The organism is Demequina oxidasica, from assembly GCF_000975115.1.
Classification (GTDB): Bacteria; Actinomycetota; Actinomycetes; order Actinomycetales; family Demequinaceae; genus Demequina; species Demequina oxidasica.
This window is the reverse complement of record NZ_BBRE01000001.1, coordinates 1-19,373: the sequence shown is the minus strand read 5'-3', so window position 1 is coordinate 19,373 and position 19,373 is coordinate 1. Positions and strand designations below refer to the sequence as shown.

At 64.5% G+C, this 19,373-nt stretch carries 21 protein-coding genes; 14 read left to right on the top strand and 7 right to left on the bottom strand.

Annotated features, from left to right (window positions below; all coding sequences use genetic code 11):
• The 6 genes from AOP77_RS00105 to AOP77_RS00080 all read right to left on the bottom strand — a co-directional run bounded on the left by AOP77_RS00105 (position 1) and on the right by AOP77_RS00080 (position 3,553).
• Positions 1-669: a metal-dependent transcriptional regulator gene (locus AOP77_RS00105; RefSeq protein WP_062207730.1), complete on the bottom strand. Its 669-nt coding sequence runs from the start codon at positions 667-669 to the stop codon at positions 1-3.
• A 6-nt stretch (positions 670-675) separates the two neighbouring features.
• The gene (locus tag AOP77_RS00100) at positions 676-1,749 is read right to left on the bottom strand and encodes an NAD-dependent epimerase/dehydratase family protein (RefSeq protein WP_062207726.1); all 1,074 of its coding nucleotides are present in this window, start codon (positions 1,747-1,749) and stop codon (positions 676-678) included.
• Between the two features lie 15 nt (positions 1,750-1,764).
• Positions 1,765-2,280, bottom strand: a complete 516-nt coding sequence (locus tag AOP77_RS00095) for a hypothetical protein (RefSeq protein ID WP_152649711.1) — start codon at positions 2,278-2,280, stop codon at positions 1,765-1,767.
• A gap of 54 nt (positions 2,281-2,334) precedes the next feature.
• Entirely contained in the window at positions 2,335-2,637 is a 303-nt protein-coding gene (locus tag AOP77_RS00090) for a hypothetical protein (protein ID WP_152649710.1), read from the bottom strand.
• Between the two features lie 10 nt (positions 2,638-2,647).
• Positions 2,648-2,974 (bottom strand): hypothetical protein, encoded by a 327-nt coding sequence (locus AOP77_RS00085; protein ID WP_062207717.1) that lies wholly within the window; start codon positions 2,972-2,974, stop codon positions 2,648-2,650.
• 78 nt (positions 2,975-3,052) lie between these two features.
• Positions 3,053-3,553 carry a GNAT family N-acetyltransferase gene (locus AOP77_RS00080; protein ID WP_062207714.1) on the bottom strand — a complete coding sequence of 167 codons (501 nt, stop codon included), beginning with the start codon at positions 3,551-3,553 and terminating at the stop codon, positions 3,053-3,055.
• Positions 3,554-3,662: 109 nt separating this feature from the next.
• On the opposite strand from AOP77_RS00080, the gene argC reads away from it, so the two are divergent.
• The 12 genes from argC to menC all read left to right on the top strand — a co-directional run bounded on the left by argC (position 3,663) and on the right by menC (position 16,829).
• Positions 3,663-4,712, top strand: a complete 1,050-nt coding sequence (gene argC / locus AOP77_RS00075) for an N-acetyl-gamma-glutamyl-phosphate reductase (RefSeq protein ID WP_236685716.1) — start codon at positions 3,663-3,665, stop codon at positions 4,710-4,712.
• The gene (gene argJ / locus AOP77_RS00070; protein ID WP_062207709.1) at positions 4,709-5,884 is read left to right on the top strand and encodes a bifunctional glutamate N-acetyltransferase/amino-acid acetyltransferase ArgJ; all 1,176 of its coding nucleotides are present in this window, start codon (positions 4,709-4,711) and stop codon (positions 5,882-5,884) included. Before argC ends, argJ begins: the two co-directional genes overlap by 4 nt.
• Positions 5,881-6,801: an acetylglutamate kinase gene (gene argB, locus AOP77_RS00065; RefSeq protein ID WP_062207706.1), complete on the top strand. Its 921-nt coding sequence runs from the start codon at positions 5,881-5,883 to the stop codon at positions 6,799-6,801. Before argJ ends, argB begins: the two co-directional genes overlap by 4 nt.
• Entirely contained in the window at positions 6,798-8,093 is a 1,296-nt protein-coding gene (locus tag AOP77_RS00060) for an acetylornithine transaminase (protein WP_084622387.1), read from the top strand. The genes argB and AOP77_RS00060 overlap by 4 nt, the downstream gene beginning before the upstream one ends.
• Positions 8,086-9,015 carry an ornithine carbamoyltransferase gene (gene argF / locus AOP77_RS00055; protein ID WP_062207701.1) on the top strand — a complete coding sequence of 310 codons (930 nt, stop codon included), beginning with the start codon at positions 8,086-8,088 and terminating at the stop codon, positions 9,013-9,015. Before AOP77_RS00060 ends, argF begins: the two co-directional genes overlap by 8 nt.
• Positions 9,012-9,506 carry an arginine repressor gene (gene argR, locus AOP77_RS00050; RefSeq protein ID WP_174435911.1) on the top strand — a complete coding sequence of 165 codons (495 nt, stop codon included), beginning with the start codon at positions 9,012-9,014 and terminating at the stop codon, positions 9,504-9,506. The genes argF and argR overlap by 4 nt, the downstream gene beginning before the upstream one ends.
• Before the next feature lie 97 nt (positions 9,507-9,603).
• Positions 9,604-10,806 carry an argininosuccinate synthase gene (locus tag AOP77_RS00045; RefSeq protein ID WP_061964664.1) on the top strand — a complete coding sequence of 401 codons (1,203 nt, stop codon included), beginning with the start codon at positions 9,604-9,606 and terminating at the stop codon, positions 10,804-10,806.
• 2 nt (positions 10,807-10,808) lie between these two features.
• Entirely contained in the window at positions 10,809-12,263 is a 1,455-nt protein-coding gene (gene argH / locus AOP77_RS00040; protein WP_062207697.1) for an argininosuccinate lyase, read from the top strand.
• A 231-nt stretch (positions 12,264-12,494) separates the two neighbouring features.
• Positions 12,495-13,472 carry an NlpC/P60 family protein gene (locus AOP77_RS00035; protein WP_152649709.1) on the top strand — a complete coding sequence of 326 codons (978 nt, stop codon included), beginning with the start codon at positions 12,495-12,497 and terminating at the stop codon, positions 13,470-13,472.
• Positions 13,473-13,660: 188 nt separating this feature from the next.
• A complete protein-coding gene (locus AOP77_RS00030; protein ID WP_236685715.1) occupies positions 13,661-14,827 on the top strand; it encodes a M20 family metallopeptidase in 1,167 nt (388 codons plus the stop codon).
• Positions 14,824-15,699, top strand: coding sequence for a hypothetical protein (locus AOP77_RS00025; protein WP_062207692.1), 876 nt, complete (start codon positions 14,824-14,826; stop codon positions 15,697-15,699). Before AOP77_RS00030 ends, AOP77_RS00025 begins: the two co-directional genes overlap by 4 nt.
• Positions 15,696-16,829 carry an o-succinylbenzoate synthase gene (menC, locus tag AOP77_RS00020; protein ID WP_062207690.1) on the top strand — a complete coding sequence of 378 codons (1,134 nt, stop codon included), beginning with the start codon at positions 15,696-15,698 and terminating at the stop codon, positions 16,827-16,829. The genes AOP77_RS00025 and menC overlap by 4 nt, the downstream gene beginning before the upstream one ends.
• Positions 16,830-16,920: 91 nt before the next feature.
• On the opposite strand, the gene AOP77_RS00015 is transcribed toward menC, so the two are convergent.
• The gene (locus tag AOP77_RS00015) at positions 16,921-17,388 is read right to left on the bottom strand and encodes a YbaK/EbsC family protein (RefSeq protein ID WP_152649708.1); all 468 of its coding nucleotides are present in this window, start codon (positions 17,386-17,388) and stop codon (positions 16,921-16,923) included.
• Positions 17,389-17,410: 22 nt separating this feature from the next.
• Here AOP77_RS00015 and AOP77_RS00010 point away from each other — a divergent pair, with 22 nt between their 5' ends.
• Positions 17,411-17,974 (top strand): nucleoside/nucleotide kinase family protein, encoded by a 564-nt coding sequence (locus tag AOP77_RS00010; protein ID WP_062207687.1) that lies wholly within the window; start codon positions 17,411-17,413, stop codon positions 17,972-17,974.
• Between the two features lie 83 nt (positions 17,975-18,057).
• Positions 18,058-19,317 (top strand): tyrosine--tRNA ligase, encoded by a 1,260-nt coding sequence (gene tyrS / locus AOP77_RS00005; RefSeq protein ID WP_062207685.1) that lies wholly within the window; start codon positions 18,058-18,060, stop codon positions 19,315-19,317.
• Positions 19,318-19,373: the final 56 nt, after the last annotated feature.

Genomic DNA, 19,373 nt, shown 5'->3' with positions numbered 1-19,373 from the left:
TCAGGCCTGGACGACCCAGACCGCGTCAGCATCCTCTGCGCTCAAGTTCAGAATCCTGCCCCCCACCTCGATCTGCATGGCACAGGTCGAGTCTGAGTGCATCACCACGTCAATGGCGGCGTCGAGTACCAGCCCCTGCGCCGCAAACTCCCGCAGGCGTTCTGGGTCAGAGTCGGAAATGCGCGCCACCACGGCGGAATCACCGATGACCACGCTCGACAGCGGGTACGCGTTGGGCAGGTGTGGGGCGCCGGCGGCGGAGGGGATGGGGTCGCCGTGAGGGTCGCGGGTGGGGTGGCCCAGCCTCGCATCGATCGCCTCGAGCAGGCGGTCTGAGACTGCGTGCTCGAGCACTTCAGCCTCCTCGTGGACCTCATCCCAGTCGTAGCCGAACTCGCGGACCAGGTACGTCTCCATGAGTCGATGCCGACGCACCATCGATACTGCGTGCGTGTTGCCGAGTTCGGTCAATTGCACTGCGCCGTAAGGCGAGTGCTCGGCGAAGCCGTTCTCGACGAGCTTCTTCACGCCGTCCGATGCCGTGGACGTGCGAATCCCTAGGCGCTCGGCGAGCGCGGTGACGGTGACGCCGTCGGTCGACCATTCGCCCAGCGACCAGATGGCCTTCAGGTAGTCCTGCGTGGCGGAGGTGAGGTTGGTGACGGACACGTGCGACTAGCCTTGAGTGGTGTGGGTCGAGTCGCCCAAGAAGGCGGCGATGGCGCGTTCGTAACGCTCGATGAGTGCGTCCCAGCGTGCGTTGGTGGCGGCGTCAACCGTGAGGCGTGACGGGTCCGCACGGTGCCACGCGATGGACTCGTGAATGCCGTCCTTGAAGCGTCGGGCGGGGTTGAAGTCGGGCACGACTGCGCGGAGCTTGGAGGTGTCGAACACGCCCGCATTCGCTTTGTCGCCCAACAAGGGGCCCTCGAACGCCTCCCGGTCGTACTGCGCAAGCAAGGTGCTCGGGATGAAGACCGACTGAGCGGCAATAGCCTCCGCAGATACTCCCACGGCCGCGCCCACGTATTCGTGGATCTGGTTCCATGTGAGAACGTCATCGGACGTAATGGTGAAGTCCTCGCCGAGGGCCTTGGGATTACCGAGCAGTCCCACCAGACCCACCGCGAAGTCGCGGTGGTCGGTGAGGGTCCACAGCGACGTGCCGTCACCATGAACAATGAACTTCTTGCCGCTCTCAATGCGATCAATGGCAGTCCACGGCGCGTCCCATGCGGCGATGGCCAGCGGAATCTCCGAGTACCCATAGGTATGTGACGGTCGCACTATCGTGAAGGGAAAGTGGGACTCGTGTGCCGCCTCACGAAGCAGCAACTCGATCGTCGCTTTGTCGCGGCTGTATTGCCAAAAGGGATTGTCGAGCGGCGTCTGTTCCGTCGTCACGTAGTCCTCAGGCGGAGTCTGGTAGGCAGACGCCGAGGAGATAAAGACGTACTGGTCGGTGATGTCCGCGAACGTCTCGATGTCCTGGCGGGCATGGTCTGGAGTGAAGCAGATCCACTGCACCACAGCGTCATAGCGGCCGTGAGCCGCGACATCAGCGTGTAAGACGTCGCGCAGGGCCTGGACGTCGTGAATATCCACATGCAACTCCCGCGCGCCGGCTGGCGCCTTAGCCTTAGCCGACTGGCCACGGTTGATCAGGGTGAGATCCATGCCGCGGTCGACGGCCAGGGGAGAACAGGCGGAGGAAATGAGCCCCGTTCCGCCGATGAAGAGTGCGCGCAAGGGGAGCCTCCAGGCCTAGTTGCAGTGAAGTTCTTCGGCCGCAGACAGGACCCTGCCTGCGTCGGTAATGTCCTCTGATAGCGCCGAGCCTTGGTCGTTAAGGTCTTGGAGCGTCGCAGTGAAATCTTCGGCATCGTCAGCGTCCGTACTCGCGATAGCCATCTGCTGGAACACGTCGAGCATTTCTAAGTAGGTGCCGAGAGCATCGGCGATCTCCTCGTCAGGCGCCGCGTCCCTTGCCGACTGGAACTGAGCCCCCACGTCCGTGATCGTGACCTGCGCATCCGCCCCCCACGCATTGAGCTCGGTGAAGTCACCTTCGCCCGCGGCGGCGAGTGCCTCCTGGTCAGGGACGAGTCCGTCGATTTCCTCGGTCTTGGTTGCGAGGCTTGCGCTGGTCTCGCAAAACTCCCTGTACTCGGAGTCGTCGCTTGAGCAGCCGGACAGCAGCACCGCTCCCACCAGCACCGTCGCGCCCACCCGGAGCGTGCGCGAACCGATAAACCGCGCTGCGGCATGTCTGCTTCTCATGGGCCAACCCTAAGGCGCGGTGAATCCGGGGGCAACACTCTGCGGTCGGGAGGACTAGACCAAAGTGCGCGCGATACCCACCACGCCGAGCACGAGCGCGAGTAGCGCGATGCCTCGAGCGGTGCGGGCGCGAGACTCAATCTTAGGATCCACTCCCTCTACCGCCGCACGCTTGGCGAAGTAGAACGTTCCGGCCACCTCGACGAGCACTAGTACACCCAACAAGAGGGCAAGTGTGGACATCAGCACGGCGCCCACGCCCAGCACGACACCCATGATGCTGAGCCTGATCGCCACCATCGCGAACTTCGATGATTCGCCGTCCAGGGCAGAGTTACGTGATTCGAGTGAGCTCATGGCCGACATCTTACGAGGTGACGCTCTGCACCGCGCCTACTGCTCCTAGGACGATGCCGATTGCTGAGAAACTCACGGCTGCTTGGCGCCACTTACGGTCACGCGCCTGGACATCGTCTGGCGCATCGTCGCCATTGACGGGGTTGCCTTGCCAGGCGAATATCAGACCCACCGCTCCCATCGCGACAGCGGCGGCACCGAGTACATGCTGGGACAGCGAAATGATTCCGAACACCATCGCGAGGATGCTGATGGCGAATCCGCCGTCAGCGGCCTGACGCGACTTCTTGATCGCGCTATTCGCCTTGTTGTCTGCGCTGGCTGGCTTTTCGCTCATGTTTCCACGCTAGAGGTGCTCCGGAATGGTCGCAACACCGGTGAGAGCAGCTGTGCGTTGAGCCGGGCAGTGGGCGTGTCAGTAGACGTCGCGGCAGAGCATGACGACGCGGACAGTTCCGCCCTTGGTCTCGCGCTCCTCAAGCTGGCGGAAGCCGAGCTTCTCATGGAACGCGATCGAGCCCGGGTTGGGAGGACGCACGTTGACTTCGGCGGCAATTTCGGAGGCCCCGCGCTCGCGGGCACGCTCGAACACCGACTCGTACAGAGCGCGGCCGATGCCGGTTCCCTTGGCGCCGGGGCCCACCACGATGCGGTCAATGTACTGGTGGCGCACGCCGCGACCTTCGAACCATGCGTAGTTCTCCGACTCGTATGGCTGCCCACCGCCCAGGCTCAGCAGGAAGGCGTTGACATTGCCGTCACGATCTGTCGCGACCAGGGCGACGTCGCACATGGCGAGCAGGCTGGAGACCTCGGCCTCCTCGAGAACGTTCACCGCCGGGGCAGCGTCATTGTTGAGGGCGGTCACGGCAGGGACGTCTGTCTCGCGCATCACGCGCAGTCGGAGGTTTTGCATGTCAACAGTGTGCCTGTTCTGTGTCACGAATGTGTGAATTGCGCGGGTCAAGTTAAAGTCGAGCCGCGCCGCGGGCTACTCGCAATTTCATACAAAGCACTGTATGTTTATGCACATGACGATTTCAGTCGCAGTATCAGGCGCCTCCGGCTATGTCGGTGGCGAAGTCCTCAGAGTATTCAGCGCGCACCCAGAAGTCGAGTTTGGGGCGCTGACCGCGCACTCCAGCGCGGGGGACGCCGTTGGCGTTCACCAGCCGCACTTGCGTCCGCTTGCCGAGCGCACGCTAGTGCCCACTACTGCGGAGAACCTCGCCGGGCACGATGTGGTCGTGCTCGCCCTGCCGCACGGCGCATCGGGTGACATTGCGGCACAACTTCCGCCCGAGACGCTCGTGATTGACTGCGGCGCGGACCACCGGCTCGCCAGTGCCGATGCTTGGGCCGAGTACTACGGCGGTGACCACTCGGGTACTTGGCCGTATGGCATGCCCGAACTCATCACCGCCGACGGCCACCAACGGGATGTGCTCCTCGGCACCAAGCGCATCGCCGTCCCCGGGTGCAACGTCACCGCCGTGACCCTTGGCCTTCAGCCTGGCGTCGCGGCCGGCCTGATCGACCCCACCAACATCGTCACCACCCTTTCCGTTGGCTACTCAGGTGCTGGCAAGAAGTTGGCTACCAACCTGCTTGCCTCCGAGGGGCTCGGCGCGGCCAGCCCGTACGCAGTGGGCGGCACGCACCGTCACATTCCCGAGATCATCCAAAATCTAGGCGTGGCTGGCGCGGACGACGTGCGCATCAGCTTCACGCCCGTCCTGGTGCCGATGGCGCGCGGAATTCTCGCGACCATCACGGCACCTCTTGCCGCCGGAGCGGATGCCGACGCGGTGCGCGGTGCCTGGGCGGCGGCCTACGCCGATGAGCCATTCGTGCACCTGCTGCCAGAGGGGCAGTGGCCCACGACCGCGGCGACGTTGGGCGCCAACACTGCGCTCGTCCAGGTCACGGTCGACAAGAAGGCTGGCAAGGTCGTGGTGATCGCCGCAATCGACAACCTTGTCAAGGGCACCGCCGGCGCCGCGCTGCAGTCAATGAATATTGCGCTCGGGCTGCCGGAGACCACCGGACTGACCACGATTGGAGTCGCACCGTGAGCGTGACGTATGCACAGGGATTCGAGGCCGCTGGCGTCGCTGCTGAACTCAAGTCCACCGGCGCCAAGGATGTGGCGCTCGTCGTGAACACCGGCCCCACCAAGGTGGGCGCGGGGGTCTTCACCACTAACCGAGTCTTTGCCGCACCGATCGCCTGGTCGCGCGAGGTCATCGCGGACGGCCGCGTTGACGCCGTCATCCTCAACTCGGGCGGCGCGAACGCGGCGACGGGTCCCGAGGGGTTTGTCGACACCCACCGCACCGCCGAGCACACCTCCGAGGCGCTGCAGGCTGCTGGCCGCGACGTCTCCGCCACCGACGTGGCCGTGTGCTCTACGGGACTGATTGGCGTGCGCCTTCCCATGGACAAGCTGCTCGGTGGCGTTGACCAGAGCGTTGCGGAGCTTTCCGCCACCGGCGGGGATGATGCCGCACACGCGATCATGACCACCGACTCCGTGCCCAAGCTCGCCACTTCAGACGGCGACGGCTGGGTCGTGGGCGGCATGGCCAAGGGCGCCGGCATGCTCGCGCCCGGCATGGCCACGATGCTGTGCGTCGTCACGACTGACGCCGCGATTGATTCCGAGGTCGCCCAGGCCGCGCTGATCCGTGCGGTCGCCACCACGCTGAACCGGGTTGACTCGGACGGTTGCATGTCCACCAACGACACCGTGTTGCTTCTGGCATCCGGCGCATCGGGGGTGACGCCCACACCTGAGGAGTTCCAGGCCGCGCTGACCGACGTGTGCGCGCAGTTGTCGCGCGGGCTTGTTGCCGACGCTGAAGGCGCCAAACACGATATCTCGGTGACCGTCACGAACGCGAGTTCGGAGGACGCCGCGGAACAGGTTGCGCGCGCCATCACCCGCTCGAACCTGTTCAAGACCGCGATCTTTGGTAACGATCCCAACTGGGGTCGCATCATCTCCGCAGCGGGAACTGTCCCCGAGGACGTCGCCCCGTTCGACGCGACTAATCTCGACGTTCACGTCAACGGCATCCACGTGTGCCGCGCCTCCGGCGTGGGCGACGACCGCGACCTGGTCGACCTGACCGGCCGCGAGGTATTCGTGGTGCTCGACCTGCACGCAGGCGACGCCCAGGCCACCATTTGGACCAACGACCTCACCCATGACTACGTCCACGAGAACAGTGCATATTCATCATGAGCCATGACTTTGAACTACCCGACCTGAGCGCCAACCAGAAGGTGGGCGTCCTTATCGATGCCATGCCCTGGATCGAGACGTACAAGGGCGCCACCGTCGTCATCAAGTACGGCGGCAACGCCATGATCGACGACGAGCTCAAGCGAGCCTTCGCCCAGGACGTTGTCCACCTGCGCCTGCTCGGCCTGTACCCAGTGGTGGTGCACGGCGGCGGACCGCAGATCTCCGAGATGCTCACCAAGTTGGGCATCGAGTCCGAATTTCGAGGAGGCCTGCGCGTCACCACGCCCGAGGCGATGGACGTGGTGCGCATGGTGCTCACTGGCTCCGTGTCGCGCGAGTTGGTGGGGCTCATCAACGACCACGGCCCGCTGGCGGTTGGACTCTCAGGCGAGGACGCCGGTCTGCTCCAGGCCAAGCGTCGCAAGGCCACGGTCGACGGCGAGCCCGTGGACGTGGGACTCGTGGGCGACGTCGTCAAGGTCAACCCCGCCGCGGTCGAGGACATCATCCACGCCGGACGCATCCCCGTGGTCTCTACGGTCGCACCCGACGTCGATGACCCCACCACGGTGCTGAATGTTAACGCGGACACCGCAGCCGCCGCGATCGCCGTGGCGCTGCGCGCGCGCAAGCTGATCATGCTGACCGACGTGGAGGGTCTGTACGCGAACTGGCCAGACCGCACCTCGCTAGTGCGCCGCATCCACGCAACGGACGTCGAAAACCTGCTGCCCGGACTCGCTTCGGGCATGGTGCCCAAGATGGAGGCGTGCCTGCGGGCAGTGCGTGGAGGCGTCTCGCACGCGCACATTATTGATGGCCGCGAACCGCACTCCATCCTGACGGAGATCTTCACCAGTTCGGGAGTTGGCACCCTCGTGCGCCCCGACGACGTCGAACTGTGGGCATCATGAGCGCGCAGCCTCCCTACGAACACGGCGGCGCCGGCCTCGACAAGGGCGCGGCTGAACTTCAGCGCTACAGCCACGCCCTGATGGGCACGTACGGCCAGCCGATGCGCGTTATTGAGCGCGGCGAGGGTAGCTACGTCTGGGATGCCGACGGCAACAAGTACCTGGACCTCTTGGGTGGTATTGCCGTCAATACGCTCGGTCACGCCCACCCCGCATGGGTCGCGGCGATCACGCAGCAGGCACAGACTCTCGCTCACACGTCAAACTTCTTCGCGACCAAGCCGCAGATCGAACTGGCCGAGAAGCTGCTCGACCTCGCGAATGCCCCCACTGGTTCGCGCGTGTTCTTCTCCAACTCGGGTGCTGAAGCCAACGAGGCCGCGTTCAAGATGGCGCGTCGCACAGGCAAGGGCACCATCATTGCTCTCGAGGGCAGTTTCCACGGCCGCACCATGGGCGCGCTTGCGATGACGCACAAGCCCGCGATTCGGGAGCCGTTTGAGCCGATGCCGGGTGGTGTGATCTTTGTGCCTGCCGGAGACGTCGAGGCTCTTCGAGCGGCCGCCACCGAAGCCGGCGACGACCTAGCTGCGATCATCCTCGAGCCCATTCAGGGCGAGGCTGGGGTGCGCCCGCTGACGCACGGCTTCATGGCTGCAGCAAGGATCTTCACGGCACGTCACGATGCGCTGCTCATCATCGATGAGATTCAGACTGGCGTCGCTCGCACCGGCGCGTGGTTTGCGCACCAACTACACGGCATCACGCCCGACGTGATGACACTCGCGAAGGGTCTGGGCGGCGGTTTCCCCATGGGAGCGGTCATTGCGTACGGCGAGCGCGCCGGCAACTTGTTGACCAAGGGCGACCACGGCACCACGTTCGGGGGGAATGCTCTCGGAGCGGCCGTCGCTCTGGCGACCCTGCGCACGGTCGAGGACGAGGGTCTCATTGCGAACGTCAAGTCTGTGGGGGAGCACCTGCGCACCACGCTGGGTGCCGTTGCGGGCGTTACCGAGGTTCGGGGCGAAGGGTTGTTGCTCGGCATCGGCCTGGCAGCGCCCGTGAGCGCGGAGATCGCGGCCGCGGCCGTCGAGGCGGGCTTCATCATCAACCCGCCGTCACCTGACACGCTGCGTCTTGCCCCCGCGCTGAACCTGACCACTGCCGAGGCAGACACGTTCATTGATTGGTTCACCCAGTACGTCAGCAAGCATCCGATTGAGGTGACAGCTGTCGAGGCGACGCCGACCTCCGAGGACGCGCAAGAACAGGAGAGCGAGCGTGACTAGGCACTTCTTGAGGGATGACGACCTCACTCCCGCGCAGCAGCGCGAGGTGTTGCAGCTCGCGCTGGACTTCCGTCAGGACCGCTACATCAAGCAACCGTTCCTCGGCCCCAAGGCTGTCGCGGTGATTTTTGACAAGCCGTCCACGCGCACCCGGGTGTCGTTTGCGGCCGGTATCGCTGAGCTCGGCGGGTATCCGCTGGTCATCGACTCGCTCACCTCGCAGCTTGGACGTGGCGAGTCCATCGCGGACACCGCGCGGGTCCTTGACCGTCAGGTCAGCGCGATCGTGTGGCGCACGTTTGGTCAGGAACGCCTCGAGGAGATGGCTGCCTACTCGACTGTGCCCGTGGTTAACGCCCTGACTGACCTTTTTCACCCGTGCCAGATTCTGGCCGACTTCGCCGCGATTGCGGACGAGCGCGGCTCGGTAGACGCGTTGGCAGGACTCAACTTCGCGTATGTAGGCGACGGTGCCAACAACATGGCGCACTCGTATTTGCTCGGCGGTGCGACTGCGGGCATGCACGTGCGCATCGGCACCCCGGAGGGCTACCTTCCGCACCCGGAGGTCGTCGCCAAGGCGGAACTCATCGCGGAGTCAACAGGCGGTTCGGTGGTTGTCACCCACCACCACGACGACGCGGTGCGCGGTGCGGATGCCGTGGCCACTGACACGTGGATTTCAATGGGCGACGAGTTGCAGACTGACCAGCGCTCCACGGTTTTTGCCGACTTTCAGGTCAACGCGGCGTCGCTCGAACTCGCGGCCGCCGGCGCCCACGTGCTGCACTGCCTGCCTGCCTACCGGGGCAAGGAGATCTCCGCGGAGGCCATTGATGGCGACCAGAGCATCGTCTGGCTAGAGGCGGAGTACCGCCTGCACGCGCAGAAGGCGCTGCTTGCCTGGTTGGAGGAGCAGTGAACCCGTTGACCAAGATTCCCGCGACTAAGGCGGCACGCCAGGCGCTGATTAGGCGCCTGATCGAGTCGGAGCCCATCCGTTCGCAGGGTGACCTCGCGGGCCGTCTCGAGGCGGCAGACATCTCCGTGACCCAGGCCACGCTGTCGCGTGACCTCGTGGACATCGGCGCGGTCAAGGTACGCGCGATGGCCGGGGGACATGTCTACGCGGTCGGAGAGAGTGGAGAGGCTTCCGAGAGTTCGGACCAGCGGCTGTCGCGCCTGTGCAGCGAACTGCTGTTTAGCGCCGATGGCTCCGCGAACCTCACCGTGATCCGCACGCCCTCGGGCGCCGCGCAATATTTGGCGAGCGCGATCGATGGCCACGACGACCTCGACATCGTCGGAACCGTCGCGGGTGACGACACCGTCATGGTGATCTCCCGCGACCCTCATGGCGGGATGGCTCTGGCCCAAAGATTCCTCGACCGAGCATCGGGCACGTTGCACTAGAGACGCATCGGGCCCGCACAAAACCGGCCGCTACCGGCCCTCACCAAGACTTCCCAAACGAACATCTGAACGACCGACTTAAGAAGAGGTAATTGAAATGACTGAACGTATTGTGCTGGCCTACTCGGGCGGCTTGGACACCTCGGTGGCCATCGGCTGGATCGCCGATGCCACGGGCGCCGAGGTTATTGCCGTGGCCGTGGACGTGGGACAGGGAGGCGAGGACCTCGAGGTCATCCGCCAGCGCGCATTGGACTGCGGCGCCGTCGAGGCCTACGTGGCCGACGCGCGCGACGAGTTCGCGGAGCAGTACTGCATGCCGGCCCTCAAGGCGAACGCGCTCTACCACGACAAGTACCCGCTGGTCTCGGCGCTGTCGCGCCCCGCGATCGTGTCCCACCTCGTCAAGGCAGCCCGCGAGTTCGGCGCCACCACCGTGTCGCACGGCTGCACCGGCAAGGGCAACGACCAGGTTCGCTTCGAGGTGGGAATCACTTCGCTGGCTCCCGACCTCAAGTGCATCGCGCCCGTGCGTGACCTCGCCCTGACGCGTGACCGCGCCATTGAATACGCGGAGAAGCACAACCTGCCGATCGTGACCACCAAGAAGAACCCGTTCTCGATTGACCAGAACGTGTGGGGACGCGCGGTGGAGACTGGATTCCTTGAGGACATCTGGAACGCACCCACCAAGGACGTCTACGAGTACACCGACGACCCCGCATTCCCGCCTGTGCCCGACGAGGTTGTCATCACGTTCCGTGAGGGCATCCCCGTCGCGATCGACGGCCAGAAGGTCACCCCGCTGCAGGCCATCGAGCAGCTCAACCAGCGTGCAGGCGCGCAGGGTGTGGGCCGCATCGACATCGTCGAGGACCGTCTTGTGGGCATCAAGTCACGCGAGGTTTACGAGGCTCCCGGCGCCATCGCGCTCATCGAGGCTCACCGCGAGCTCGAGAACGTGTGCCTTGAGCGTGACCAGGCCCGCTTCAAGCGCACCATCTCCGACCGCTGGACCGACCTGGTCTACGAAGGCATGTGGTCATCGCCGCTGAAGGACTCGCTCGACGCGTTCATCAACGACACCCAGCAGTACGTGAACGGCGACATTCGCATGGACCTGCACGGTGGCAAGGCCGTCGTGACCGGCCGTCGCTCGGACACCGGCCTGTACGACTTCAACCTGGCGACCTACGATGAGGGCGACGCGTTCGACCAGAGCGCCGCGCGCGGTTTCATCGAGATCTATGGCCTCGCAGCCAAGCAGGCAGCGGCACGCCAGAACCGCTTGAAGGGATAGCCATGGCAGAGCAGTCCGGCAAGAGCGAGGGCGACAGCGCCACGAACGAGGGCGCACTGTGGGGAGGTCGTTTTGAGGACGGTCCTGCAGCTGCGCTCGCCGCTCTCAGCAAGTCGACTCACTTTGATTGGCGCTACGCGGACGAGGACCTGATCGGGTCCATCGCCCACGCTCACGCGCTAGAGAAGGCCGGGCTGCTCAGTGCCCAGGAGACCCTGGACATGGTCGCGGGCCTCGAGTCGCTCCGTGAGGACGTCCGCGAGGGCAAGGCGCGCGTAAGTGCCAGCGACGAGGACGTGCACGGGGCCCTTGAGCGCATGTTGCTCCTCAAGGTCGGCAACGACCTGGGCGGCAAACTACGCGCGGGCCGCTCACGCAACGACCAGATCGCCACGTTGCCACGCATGTATCTGCGTCGCCACGCGCGCCTCATTGGCTCACAGGTGCTCGACGTCGTGGACGCGCTGCTGGAGCAGGCTGATCGCCACATCGACGACCCGATGCCGGGCCGCACTCACTTCCAGCACGCTCAGCCCGTCACGTTGGGACACCACCTACTTGCTCACGCGTGGCCGTTGCTGCGAGATGTCGAGCGCCTCACGGACTGGGACGCGCGCGCCGCGTACTCTCCCTACGGGGCAGGCGCGCTGGCCGGCTCGACGCTGGGGCTCGACCCTGCAGCCGTGGCGGCGGAGCTCGGCTTCGAGGGCCCCATGGAAAACTCGATCGACGCGACTGCATCGCGCGACGTCATCGCCGAGTTCTCGTGGGTGACCGCGATGATAGGCATTGACCTATCCCGGATTTCCGAGGAGGTCATTGCGTGGGCGACCGTGGAGTTCGGCTTCGCCAAGCTCGACGACGCGTACTCGACCGGCTCGTCGATCATGCCGCAGAAGAAGAACCCTGACATCGCGGAGCTCGCGCGCGGCAAGGCTGGGCGCCTCATCGGCGATCTCACGGGCTTGCTCGCGACTCTCAAGGGCCTGCCGCTCGCTTACAACCGCGACATCCAGGAGGTTCACGAGCCGGTGTTCGACGCCGTCGACACCCTTGAGGTTCTGCTTCCCGCCTTCTCCGGCATGGTGCGTACGTTGCGGTTCCAGACTGAGCGCATGGCGGAGCTCGCTCCGGCGGGTTTCTCGCTCGCGACCGACATCGCCGAGTGGCTCGTCAAGCAGGGCGTGCCGTTCCGCGAGGCCCACGAGGTCGCGGGTTCCTGTGTTCGCCTGTGCGAGAAGCGAGACAAGGAGCTGCACCAGATGACCCCGCAGGAGTTGTCGGCGATCTCGCCACACCTCAACGAGGGGGTGCTCGAGGTGCTGACCGTCGAAGGCTCACTAGCTGCACGCGACGGAGTTGGCGGAACCGCCCCCGCTCGCGTCATCGAGCAGGGAAAGCTGGCACGCACGCGCGTCAAGCACTTCCGGCCCTGGACCAAGCCCGCATCGGTGTAAGGACGACGTCGTTCGGCGATAGTTCTCGAGCGCATATCTCTGCTTGAAACAACTGGCAATGCCCCCTGTTTGGGGGGCTTTACCGTTTTTGGCGCAGCCTCTATATTCAACCCGACGGCGCGCAACAACGTGCGTCGCCTAGGTTCAAAGGGGACCCGCGTGACCAGCAGCATCTTGCCCACCAGACGACGTAGGACATTCGTCAGTCTGGCGACAATAGTGGCGATTACCATGTCTAGTGTTTTTCTGACCGCACCGATAGCATCGGCCGCTAGCGACCCACTCACAACTGCGCAGCGAAATGCGATTGTTGCAAAGGCTAAGGAAGTCTCCACAGCGAAGACGATGTACGGGAGCGCCTTTGGATATGGGCACTCTAAGACAAAGCCCGGCGCGACAAAGCAGACGGGTAGTGCCGCGAGTGTGGTGTCCTTGACGTCCGGCTACATGGACTGTTCCGGCCTCACACGCTACGCATACAGTGCGATCGGACTCGACATCGAGTGGAGCGGCGGAGTCAAGAACTCGGGCTCGTGGAGCGTCGGCACCACGAACCAGAAGAGTCGCTTCAACGCGATCGCCAAGGCGGACCGACTGCCGGGCGACGTGTTGTTCAAGCCTGGCCACATCGCCATTTACATTGGCGGCGACAAGATGGTCGAGGCGACGACTCCCGGCCACATCGCGAAGATCTCGACGGTGCGCAGTGACTTGACCTACATGCGCATCAAGCCCGAGCTCGCCAAGAAGGCCACAGGTGCTAAGCCCACCACAACGCCTACGCCAACGGTTACGCCCAAGCCCACCACAACTACCGTCAAGCAGGTGACGACGAGCGGCTCCGGCACTTGGTGGGGCACGTCGCACTGGAACCGCCTTTCGCAGGCCATCGGTCAGCCGCAGGATGGAAGCAACTTTGGCCGTAGCCCGGCCTGGGAACGGTACGGAGCAACGAGTTCTAGGGCGAAATCGTTGCAGTCCTACCTAAATGCTCAGGATGGGGGGCTGACTGCAAACATCACGGTAGACGGGGCTTGGGGGCCGGCTACGACAGAGAAACTGCGAGCAGTGATTGACCGCAAGTGTGGTCTGACGAAACTCGGGATTTACGGCGCCGTCGACGGCAAGGGAGCGAACGGCACCATATTCGACTTCAATGCCGATGAGGCTGCCGCGTTGGCCAAGTGCTTGAACTCCAAGAAGTTCTGATCCACGCCTGAGGTGCCAACCAGATCACTGTAGGTGTCACCAGGAACTGGCACCCGCGTCTCTTCATACGCGGGTGCCAGTGTCGAGTTCGCGAACAACCAACTCGCAGATCGCAGCGCGAACGGCCCACTCTGTGCCCTGTGCTCGGCAGTGAATTCAATGTGCTCAACGCTGGCAGTATGTATGGCATGCCAATAGACGTGCTGACCTCGTGCACCGCACGGATGCCCCAGATGCTGAGCGACGTCGAACGCATCATCAAGTTCGAGTCTCCATCCAACGACCACGAGGCGATCAGATGTAGCGCGGCACTCGTCGCGGAGACGCTGGGGGCACCACTCGCTCAGGCCGGCATTGACACCGCGGTCGACAGCATCGTGATAGATGGAGTTACCCATCTGCGCTGGCGTATCGGCTCCGGTCCCCGTCGCGTCCTACTGCTCGGCCATCACGACACTGTCTGGCCGCACGGCACTCTTGAGTCCATGCCGTTCAGCGTTCAGGACGACGTCCTGCGCGGACCTGGCTGCTTCGACATGGCAATCGGCTTGGTCCAGGCGGCGCACGCCACGGCACTGTTGGCCGAACTCAACGGCGCCGATGCCGTGGATGGCGTTACCATTTTGGTTACCGGCGACGAGGAGGTCGGCTCGCAGACCTCACGCGCATTGCTGGAGGATGAGGCACGCGGCTGCAACGCGGTATTTGTCCTTGAGGCATCCGGACCTGGCGGAACGCTCAAAACTGAGCGCAAGGGCACCTCGATGTATACGGTCCACGCCAATGGCAGGGCCTCGCACGCGGGCCTCGACCCCGAGTCCGGTATCAACGCCGGTGTCGAACTCTCGCACCAGATTCCCGCGATCGCCGCCCTCGCCAACGCCGAACAGGGCACTACTGTGACGCCCACGAGCGGCCGCATTGGCACCACGACCAACACCGTCCCCGCTCAGGCGAGCGTCGACGTCGACGTGCGCGCGCGCACTGCCGCCGAACTCGAACGCGTCGATGCCCAGATCTGCGAGCTTGCCCCCGCGCTCGCCGGCGCAACCATCACCGTCACCGGCGGCATCAACCGCCCGCCGCTCGAACTTGCCAGCGCGAAGGGATTGTTTGCTCGCGCTGCACGTCTGGCGCCCGATGCTGGCATCACCGACCTGCGCGACGTCGCCGTAGGTGGTGCCTCCGACGGCAACTTCACCGCCGGCATCGGCGTCCCCACGCTGGACGGGCTGGGAGGCGTGGGCGGGGGAGCGCACGCCGATTCTGAGCATGTCGAGCTGTCACACGTCCCGCACCGCACGGCCCTGTTGGCCCTGCTGATCGAGGATGTCCTGGGGCAGGCACGCAAATGAGCGATACCCACAACGCTGCCATCTGCGCTGACGCCTGGGCCGACTACCGCGCTCTCACGACGCGCGTAGGCGTCGACGTCCGCCAGGTGACGGGCACCGACCCCTGGGTCGCGACCGCGCTGCTGGAAGAGATCTGGGGAACTAAGCCGGTCGAGGCAGCACTACTCGTCGCGCTCGAGCACGGCGGTGGCTATGCCGTTGTCGCGGTCGACGCCCGCGCGGAACCTGCGGCCGATAGGCCGAACACGGGTGAACACCTGGTCGTCGGCGCTGCCGCCGGATTCTTCGCGACTCCGCTCGGCGTGGCGCTTCACTCCCACGTCGCCGGGGTGCGGCCGGGACTGGGCCGCCCCGGCATCGGCCGCGCGCTGAAACTCCACCAGCGTGCCTGGTGCCTAGATCGCGGCGTGACCGAGGTGACGTGGACCTTCGACCCGTTGGTCTCGCGCAACGCGCACATCAACATCGTTCGCTTAGGTGCCCAGATCGACGAGTACCTCGTGGACTTCTACGGCAACATGCCCGACGGTATCAACGCAGGCCAGGGAAGTGACCGCGCCCTAGTGCGTTGGCACCTCGACCGCCCGTACGTTTCGGACAGCGCCGAGCTTCCTGCCTCGCACGCGGGAGCGGCCCCAGTGCTCGTCGTCGCACCAGACGGCTCGCCACAGGCCAACCCAACCTCGGCATCGGCCGCCGTGACGCTGGCCATCCCGCGCGATATCGAAGGACTGCGTGCGACCAACCCGGCACAGGCGTCGGCTTGGCGCACGGCGCTGCGGGATGCGATGGCACCCTTGCTCGGCGACGGCTGGCGAGTCACAGGATTTGAACCTCAAACCGGCTACCTCGTGGAAAGGCCCACATCATGACGCTGCAGATCATCTCCGCCACGTATCACTCGCTCGAGATTCCGTTGGTGACGCCATTCACCACCTCGTTCTCCACACAGACCGCGCGCAAGATGCTGGTGGTGGAGGTGCAGGTCGAGGTAGATGGAACGCAAGTGACGGGATGGGGCGAGTGCGGCGCGCTGGCGGAGCCGGTGTACTCCGAGGAGCACACCACGGGAGTGCTCGACGTGAGCGAGCGCTTCCTTTTGCCGCTGCTCGGAGCGGCTCAGCGCGAGGGCGGTATCACCGCAGAGACCGTGGGACATTACCTGGAGCCCATCGTCGGCCAGCGGATGGCGAAGGCGGCCCTCGAGATGGCCGTGCTCGACGCCCAATTGAAGGCGGCGGGCACGTCGTTCGCGGACTACCTGGGGGTGACGCGCGACAAAGTTCCCTCCGGAGTGTCGGTGGGTATCCAGGACTCCGTAGCGCAACTGCTGAGCGTGGTGGATGATTACCTCGCGGAGGGCTACCAGCGCATCAAGCTCAAGATCAAGCCCGGCTGGGACGTTGACCCTGTGCGCGCAGTGCGCGAGGCTCACCCTGACGTGCCGCTGCAGGTGGACGCGAACGCGGCCTATACGTTGGTGGACGCGGCGCAGCTGCGCAAGCTCGACGCGTACGACCTGCTGCTGATCGAGCAGCCCCTCGCCGAGGACGACCTGCGCCAGCATGCCGAACTTGCCCGCGTGATGCAGACGCCCATGTGCCTGGATGAATCCGTGGTGAGTGCAGCATCGGCCGCCGACGCGATCTCCATGGGAGCCGCGGCGATTATCAATATCAAGCCCTCACGCGTTGGCGGCTACCTCGAGGCGCGGCGCATTCACGACCTCGCTAGCGCGCATGGAACTGCAGTGTGGTGCGGAGGCATGCTCGAGACGGGAATCGGCAGGGGAGCGAACGCAGCCCTGGCCGGTTTGCCAGGGTTCACGCTGCCCGGCGACATCTCCGCATCGAGCAGGTTTTACGCACAGGACATCACGACGCCGTTCGTGCTGGAGGACGGCTATATCCGTGTCCCGACCACGCCCGGTATGTGTGAGGCCCCCAACCTGGACACGCTCTCGGACTTCACCAAGGCGACTCGCACGGTCGACGTCTCCTAGCAGGGCTGCGTACCGCTCGCCCCTCTCCAGCGTTCAGGAAATGGTTGAATCTGAGCCGTTCAGCGCTCTCATGTTCACCTGATGGTTGAAACTAGCGAGTCACGGTCACTTCAGTGCCGTGGGTGACCCGCACCAGATCCGTGTAGGAGATCCCAAACAGCGACGCAGGGATGCCGCCGGCCGCCCACAACTCGTCATAATCGCGCAGTGTCACATCTATATACGTACGCACTGGCGCAGGATGACCCACTGGCGCGACTCCGCCAATGGGCTGACCTGTGGTGTCGCGCACCTGGTCAGGAGTGGCGCGGCCAATGCGCAGAGCGCCGATCTGCTCTGCCAGCACGCTGGTGTCGATACGGTGCGCGCCACTGGTCATGACCAAGATGGGCACGTCGTCCGCAGTGAACACCAGTGAATTGGCGATCGCGCCAACGTCGCAGCCCAGAAGGGTCGCGGCGGCGAGCGCGGTCGGCGTAGGCGCGTCTAGGACGCGCACTGTGATGGGAAGGCCGGCAGCGACGAGGGCCTCTTGGACCCGGGTGACGGAGGGGTGCATTGCGCCACCGTATCCTTGGCCCATGCAGAATCCGAGTATCGCGGCCCTCGCCGATGAGGTGCGTCGCAGGGACCCTCACCTGGCAACCACGCGGTTACTGCTCATCGATGGTCCTGCCGGTTCGGGCAAGACCACTCTGGCGGGACGACTCGGCAAGGCACTCGATGCTCAAGTGGTTCATGGCGATGACATCTACGAGGGCTGGAGCGGGCTCGACACAATGTGGCCCACCCTCGGCGAGCAGATTTTGGAGCCGCTAGCCCGAGGCGAGGAAGCATCGTTTGCTGCCTGGGACTGGCATGCGTCGCGTCGTGGTGCGGTGATCGACGTTCCCGCCACCCCGTTCCTGATCATTGAGGGAGTCGGGGTCGCTCAGCGCGCAGCCCGCCCGTTCGCCTCACTTGTTCTCTATGTAGAGGCACCCTGGTCTGAGCGACTGCGCCGAGGGATTCAGCGCGATGGCGAGGCAATGCGGGACGACTGGGAGCGCTGGCAAGTCCTCGAACTGATCCATCACGACGTGCAGCAGACCCGCGCCGGCTCGCACATCGAGATTGATGGCACCGCACCGATCCCAGACGCGTAGACGCACTGTTTGGTTCGCGTCTCGGCAAGGGCGCGCATGCCGCTTGCAGCGAGTCCGCGTTCCCCTGGCACAATGAACGCATTATGACGAACATTCTCGACGAACTCGCCTGGCGCGGGCTCATCTCTCAGACCACCGACGATGCCGCGCTTCGCAAGGCCCTCGACGAGGGACCAGTGACGCTGTATTGCGGGTTTGACCCCACTGCGCCCAGCCTGCATGTCGGGAACCTGATGCAGATCCTGACCGTGCGCAGGTTTCAGGATGCCGGCCACAAGCCTCTCCTGCTTGTGGGTGGCGCGACCGGCCTGATCGGCGATCCGCGCATGTCGGGGGAGCGCACCCTCAACCCCGTGGATGTCGTCCACCAGTGGGTGGAACGCATTCGAAGCCAGATCGAGCCCCTCATGAGCTTTGAAGGCGATAACGCCGCGCGCATGGTGAATAACTATGACTGGACTAAGGACATGGACGCGATCGCGTTCCTGCGCGACGTTGGCCAGTACTTCCGAATGGGGACGATGCTCGCGAAGGAGACAGTGGCGCGCCGACTCAACTCTGACGAGGGGATCTCGTACACCGAGTTCAGTTACCAGGTCATGCAGGCGATGGACTACGCCGAACTCTTCCGCCGCTACGGGTGCACGCTGCAGACCGGGGGCTCCGACCAGTGGGGCAATCTGCTTGGCGGCGCTGAACTGATTCGCAAGTCCGAGGGCGGTCAGGCACACGCTCTCGCCACTCCGTTGGTGACGAAGACTGACGGCACTAAATTTGGTAAGTCCGAGGGCGGTGCCATCTGGCTCGATGCCGAGATGACCTCGCCGTACTCGATGTACCAGTTCTGGCTCGGAAGTGCCGATGGGGACGTGATTCAGTACCTCAAGTACTTCACTTTCCTCTCTCAGGAACAGATAGCCGAGCTCGAGATCAAGGTGGCCGAGGAGCCCTTCCGTCGCGAGGCGCAGAAGGTCCTCGCACTCGAGGTGACGACACTCGTCCACGGCGCCGATGCCGCGGAGGCTGCAGTTGTGGCGTCCCAGGCGATCTTTGGGCGAGGTGAGTTGGCTGGACTCGATAGGCGAACCCTCGACGGCTGTGCGGCCGAGATCGGCGGGGTGGACGTCGAGGATGGTATTTCCCTGGTGGACGCGCTGGTCGCGGCAGGCGTTGTCGACTCAAAGTCAGCTGCTCGTCGGGCCATCGGCGAAGGTGGTGCGTACGTCAACAACGAGAAGGCGACGGACGCCGATGCCGTGGTTTCGCGTGGCGATACGCTCGCCGGTGGCTGGACTGTGGTGAGGCGGGGCAAGAAAACTTTGGGAATGATTCGAGTCTTGTAGACGTGGATACATCCAGTGCATCCTCGGTAGTGAATGATTAGCAGGGATGATAGCCG

Excerpts from the sequence above, each read along its gene's own strand:
- AOP77_RS00095 (WP_152649711.1), bottom strand. The coding sequence starts at position 2,280 with ATGAGAAGCAGACATGCCGCAGCGCGGTTTATCGGTTCGCGCACGCTC.
- AOP77_RS00090 (WP_152649710.1), bottom strand. The coding sequence starts at position 2,637 with ATGAGCTCACTCGAATCACGTAACTCTGCCCTGGACGGCGAATCATCG.
- AOP77_RS00085 (WP_062207717.1), bottom strand. The coding sequence starts at position 2,974 with ATGAGCGAAAAGCCAGCCAGCGCAGACAACAAGGCGAATAGCGCGATC.
- AOP77_RS00080 (WP_062207714.1), bottom strand. The coding sequence starts at position 3,553 with ATGCAAAACCTCCGACTGCGCGTGATGCGCGAGACAGACGTCCCTGCC.
- argC (WP_236685716.1), top strand. The coding sequence starts at position 3,663 with ATGCACATGACGATTTCAGTCGCAGTATCAGGCGCCTCCGGCTATGTC.
- argB (WP_062207706.1), top strand. The coding sequence starts at position 5,881 with ATGAGCCATGACTTTGAACTACCCGACCTGAGCGCCAACCAGAAGGTG.
- AOP77_RS00060 (WP_084622387.1), top strand. The coding sequence starts at position 6,798 with ATGAGCGCGCAGCCTCCCTACGAACACGGCGGCGCCGGCCTCGACAAG.
- AOP77_RS00045 (WP_061964664.1), top strand. The coding sequence starts at position 9,604 with ATGACTGAACGTATTGTGCTGGCCTACTCGGGCGGCTTGGACACCTCG.
- argH (WP_062207697.1), top strand. The coding sequence starts at position 10,809 with ATGGCAGAGCAGTCCGGCAAGAGCGAGGGCGACAGCGCCACGAACGAG.
- AOP77_RS00035 (WP_152649709.1), top strand. The coding sequence starts at position 12,495 with ATGTCTAGTGTTTTTCTGACCGCACCGATAGCATCGGCCGCTAGCGAC.
- AOP77_RS00030 (WP_236685715.1), top strand. The coding sequence starts at position 13,661 with ATGCCAATAGACGTGCTGACCTCGTGCACCGCACGGATGCCCCAGATG.
- AOP77_RS00025 (WP_062207692.1), top strand. The coding sequence starts at position 14,824 with ATGAGCGATACCCACAACGCTGCCATCTGCGCTGACGCCTGGGCCGAC.
- menC (WP_062207690.1), top strand. The coding sequence starts at position 15,696 with ATGACGCTGCAGATCATCTCCGCCACGTATCACTCGCTCGAGATTCCG.
- AOP77_RS00015 (WP_152649708.1), bottom strand. The coding sequence starts at position 17,388 with ATGCACCCCTCCGTCACCCGGGTCCAAGAGGCCCTCGTCGCTGCCGGC.
- AOP77_RS00010 (WP_062207687.1), top strand. The coding sequence starts at position 17,411 with ATGCAGAATCCGAGTATCGCGGCCCTCGCCGATGAGGTGCGTCGCAGG.
- tyrS (WP_062207685.1), top strand. The coding sequence starts at position 18,058 with ATGACGAACATTCTCGACGAACTCGCCTGGCGCGGGCTCATCTCTCAG.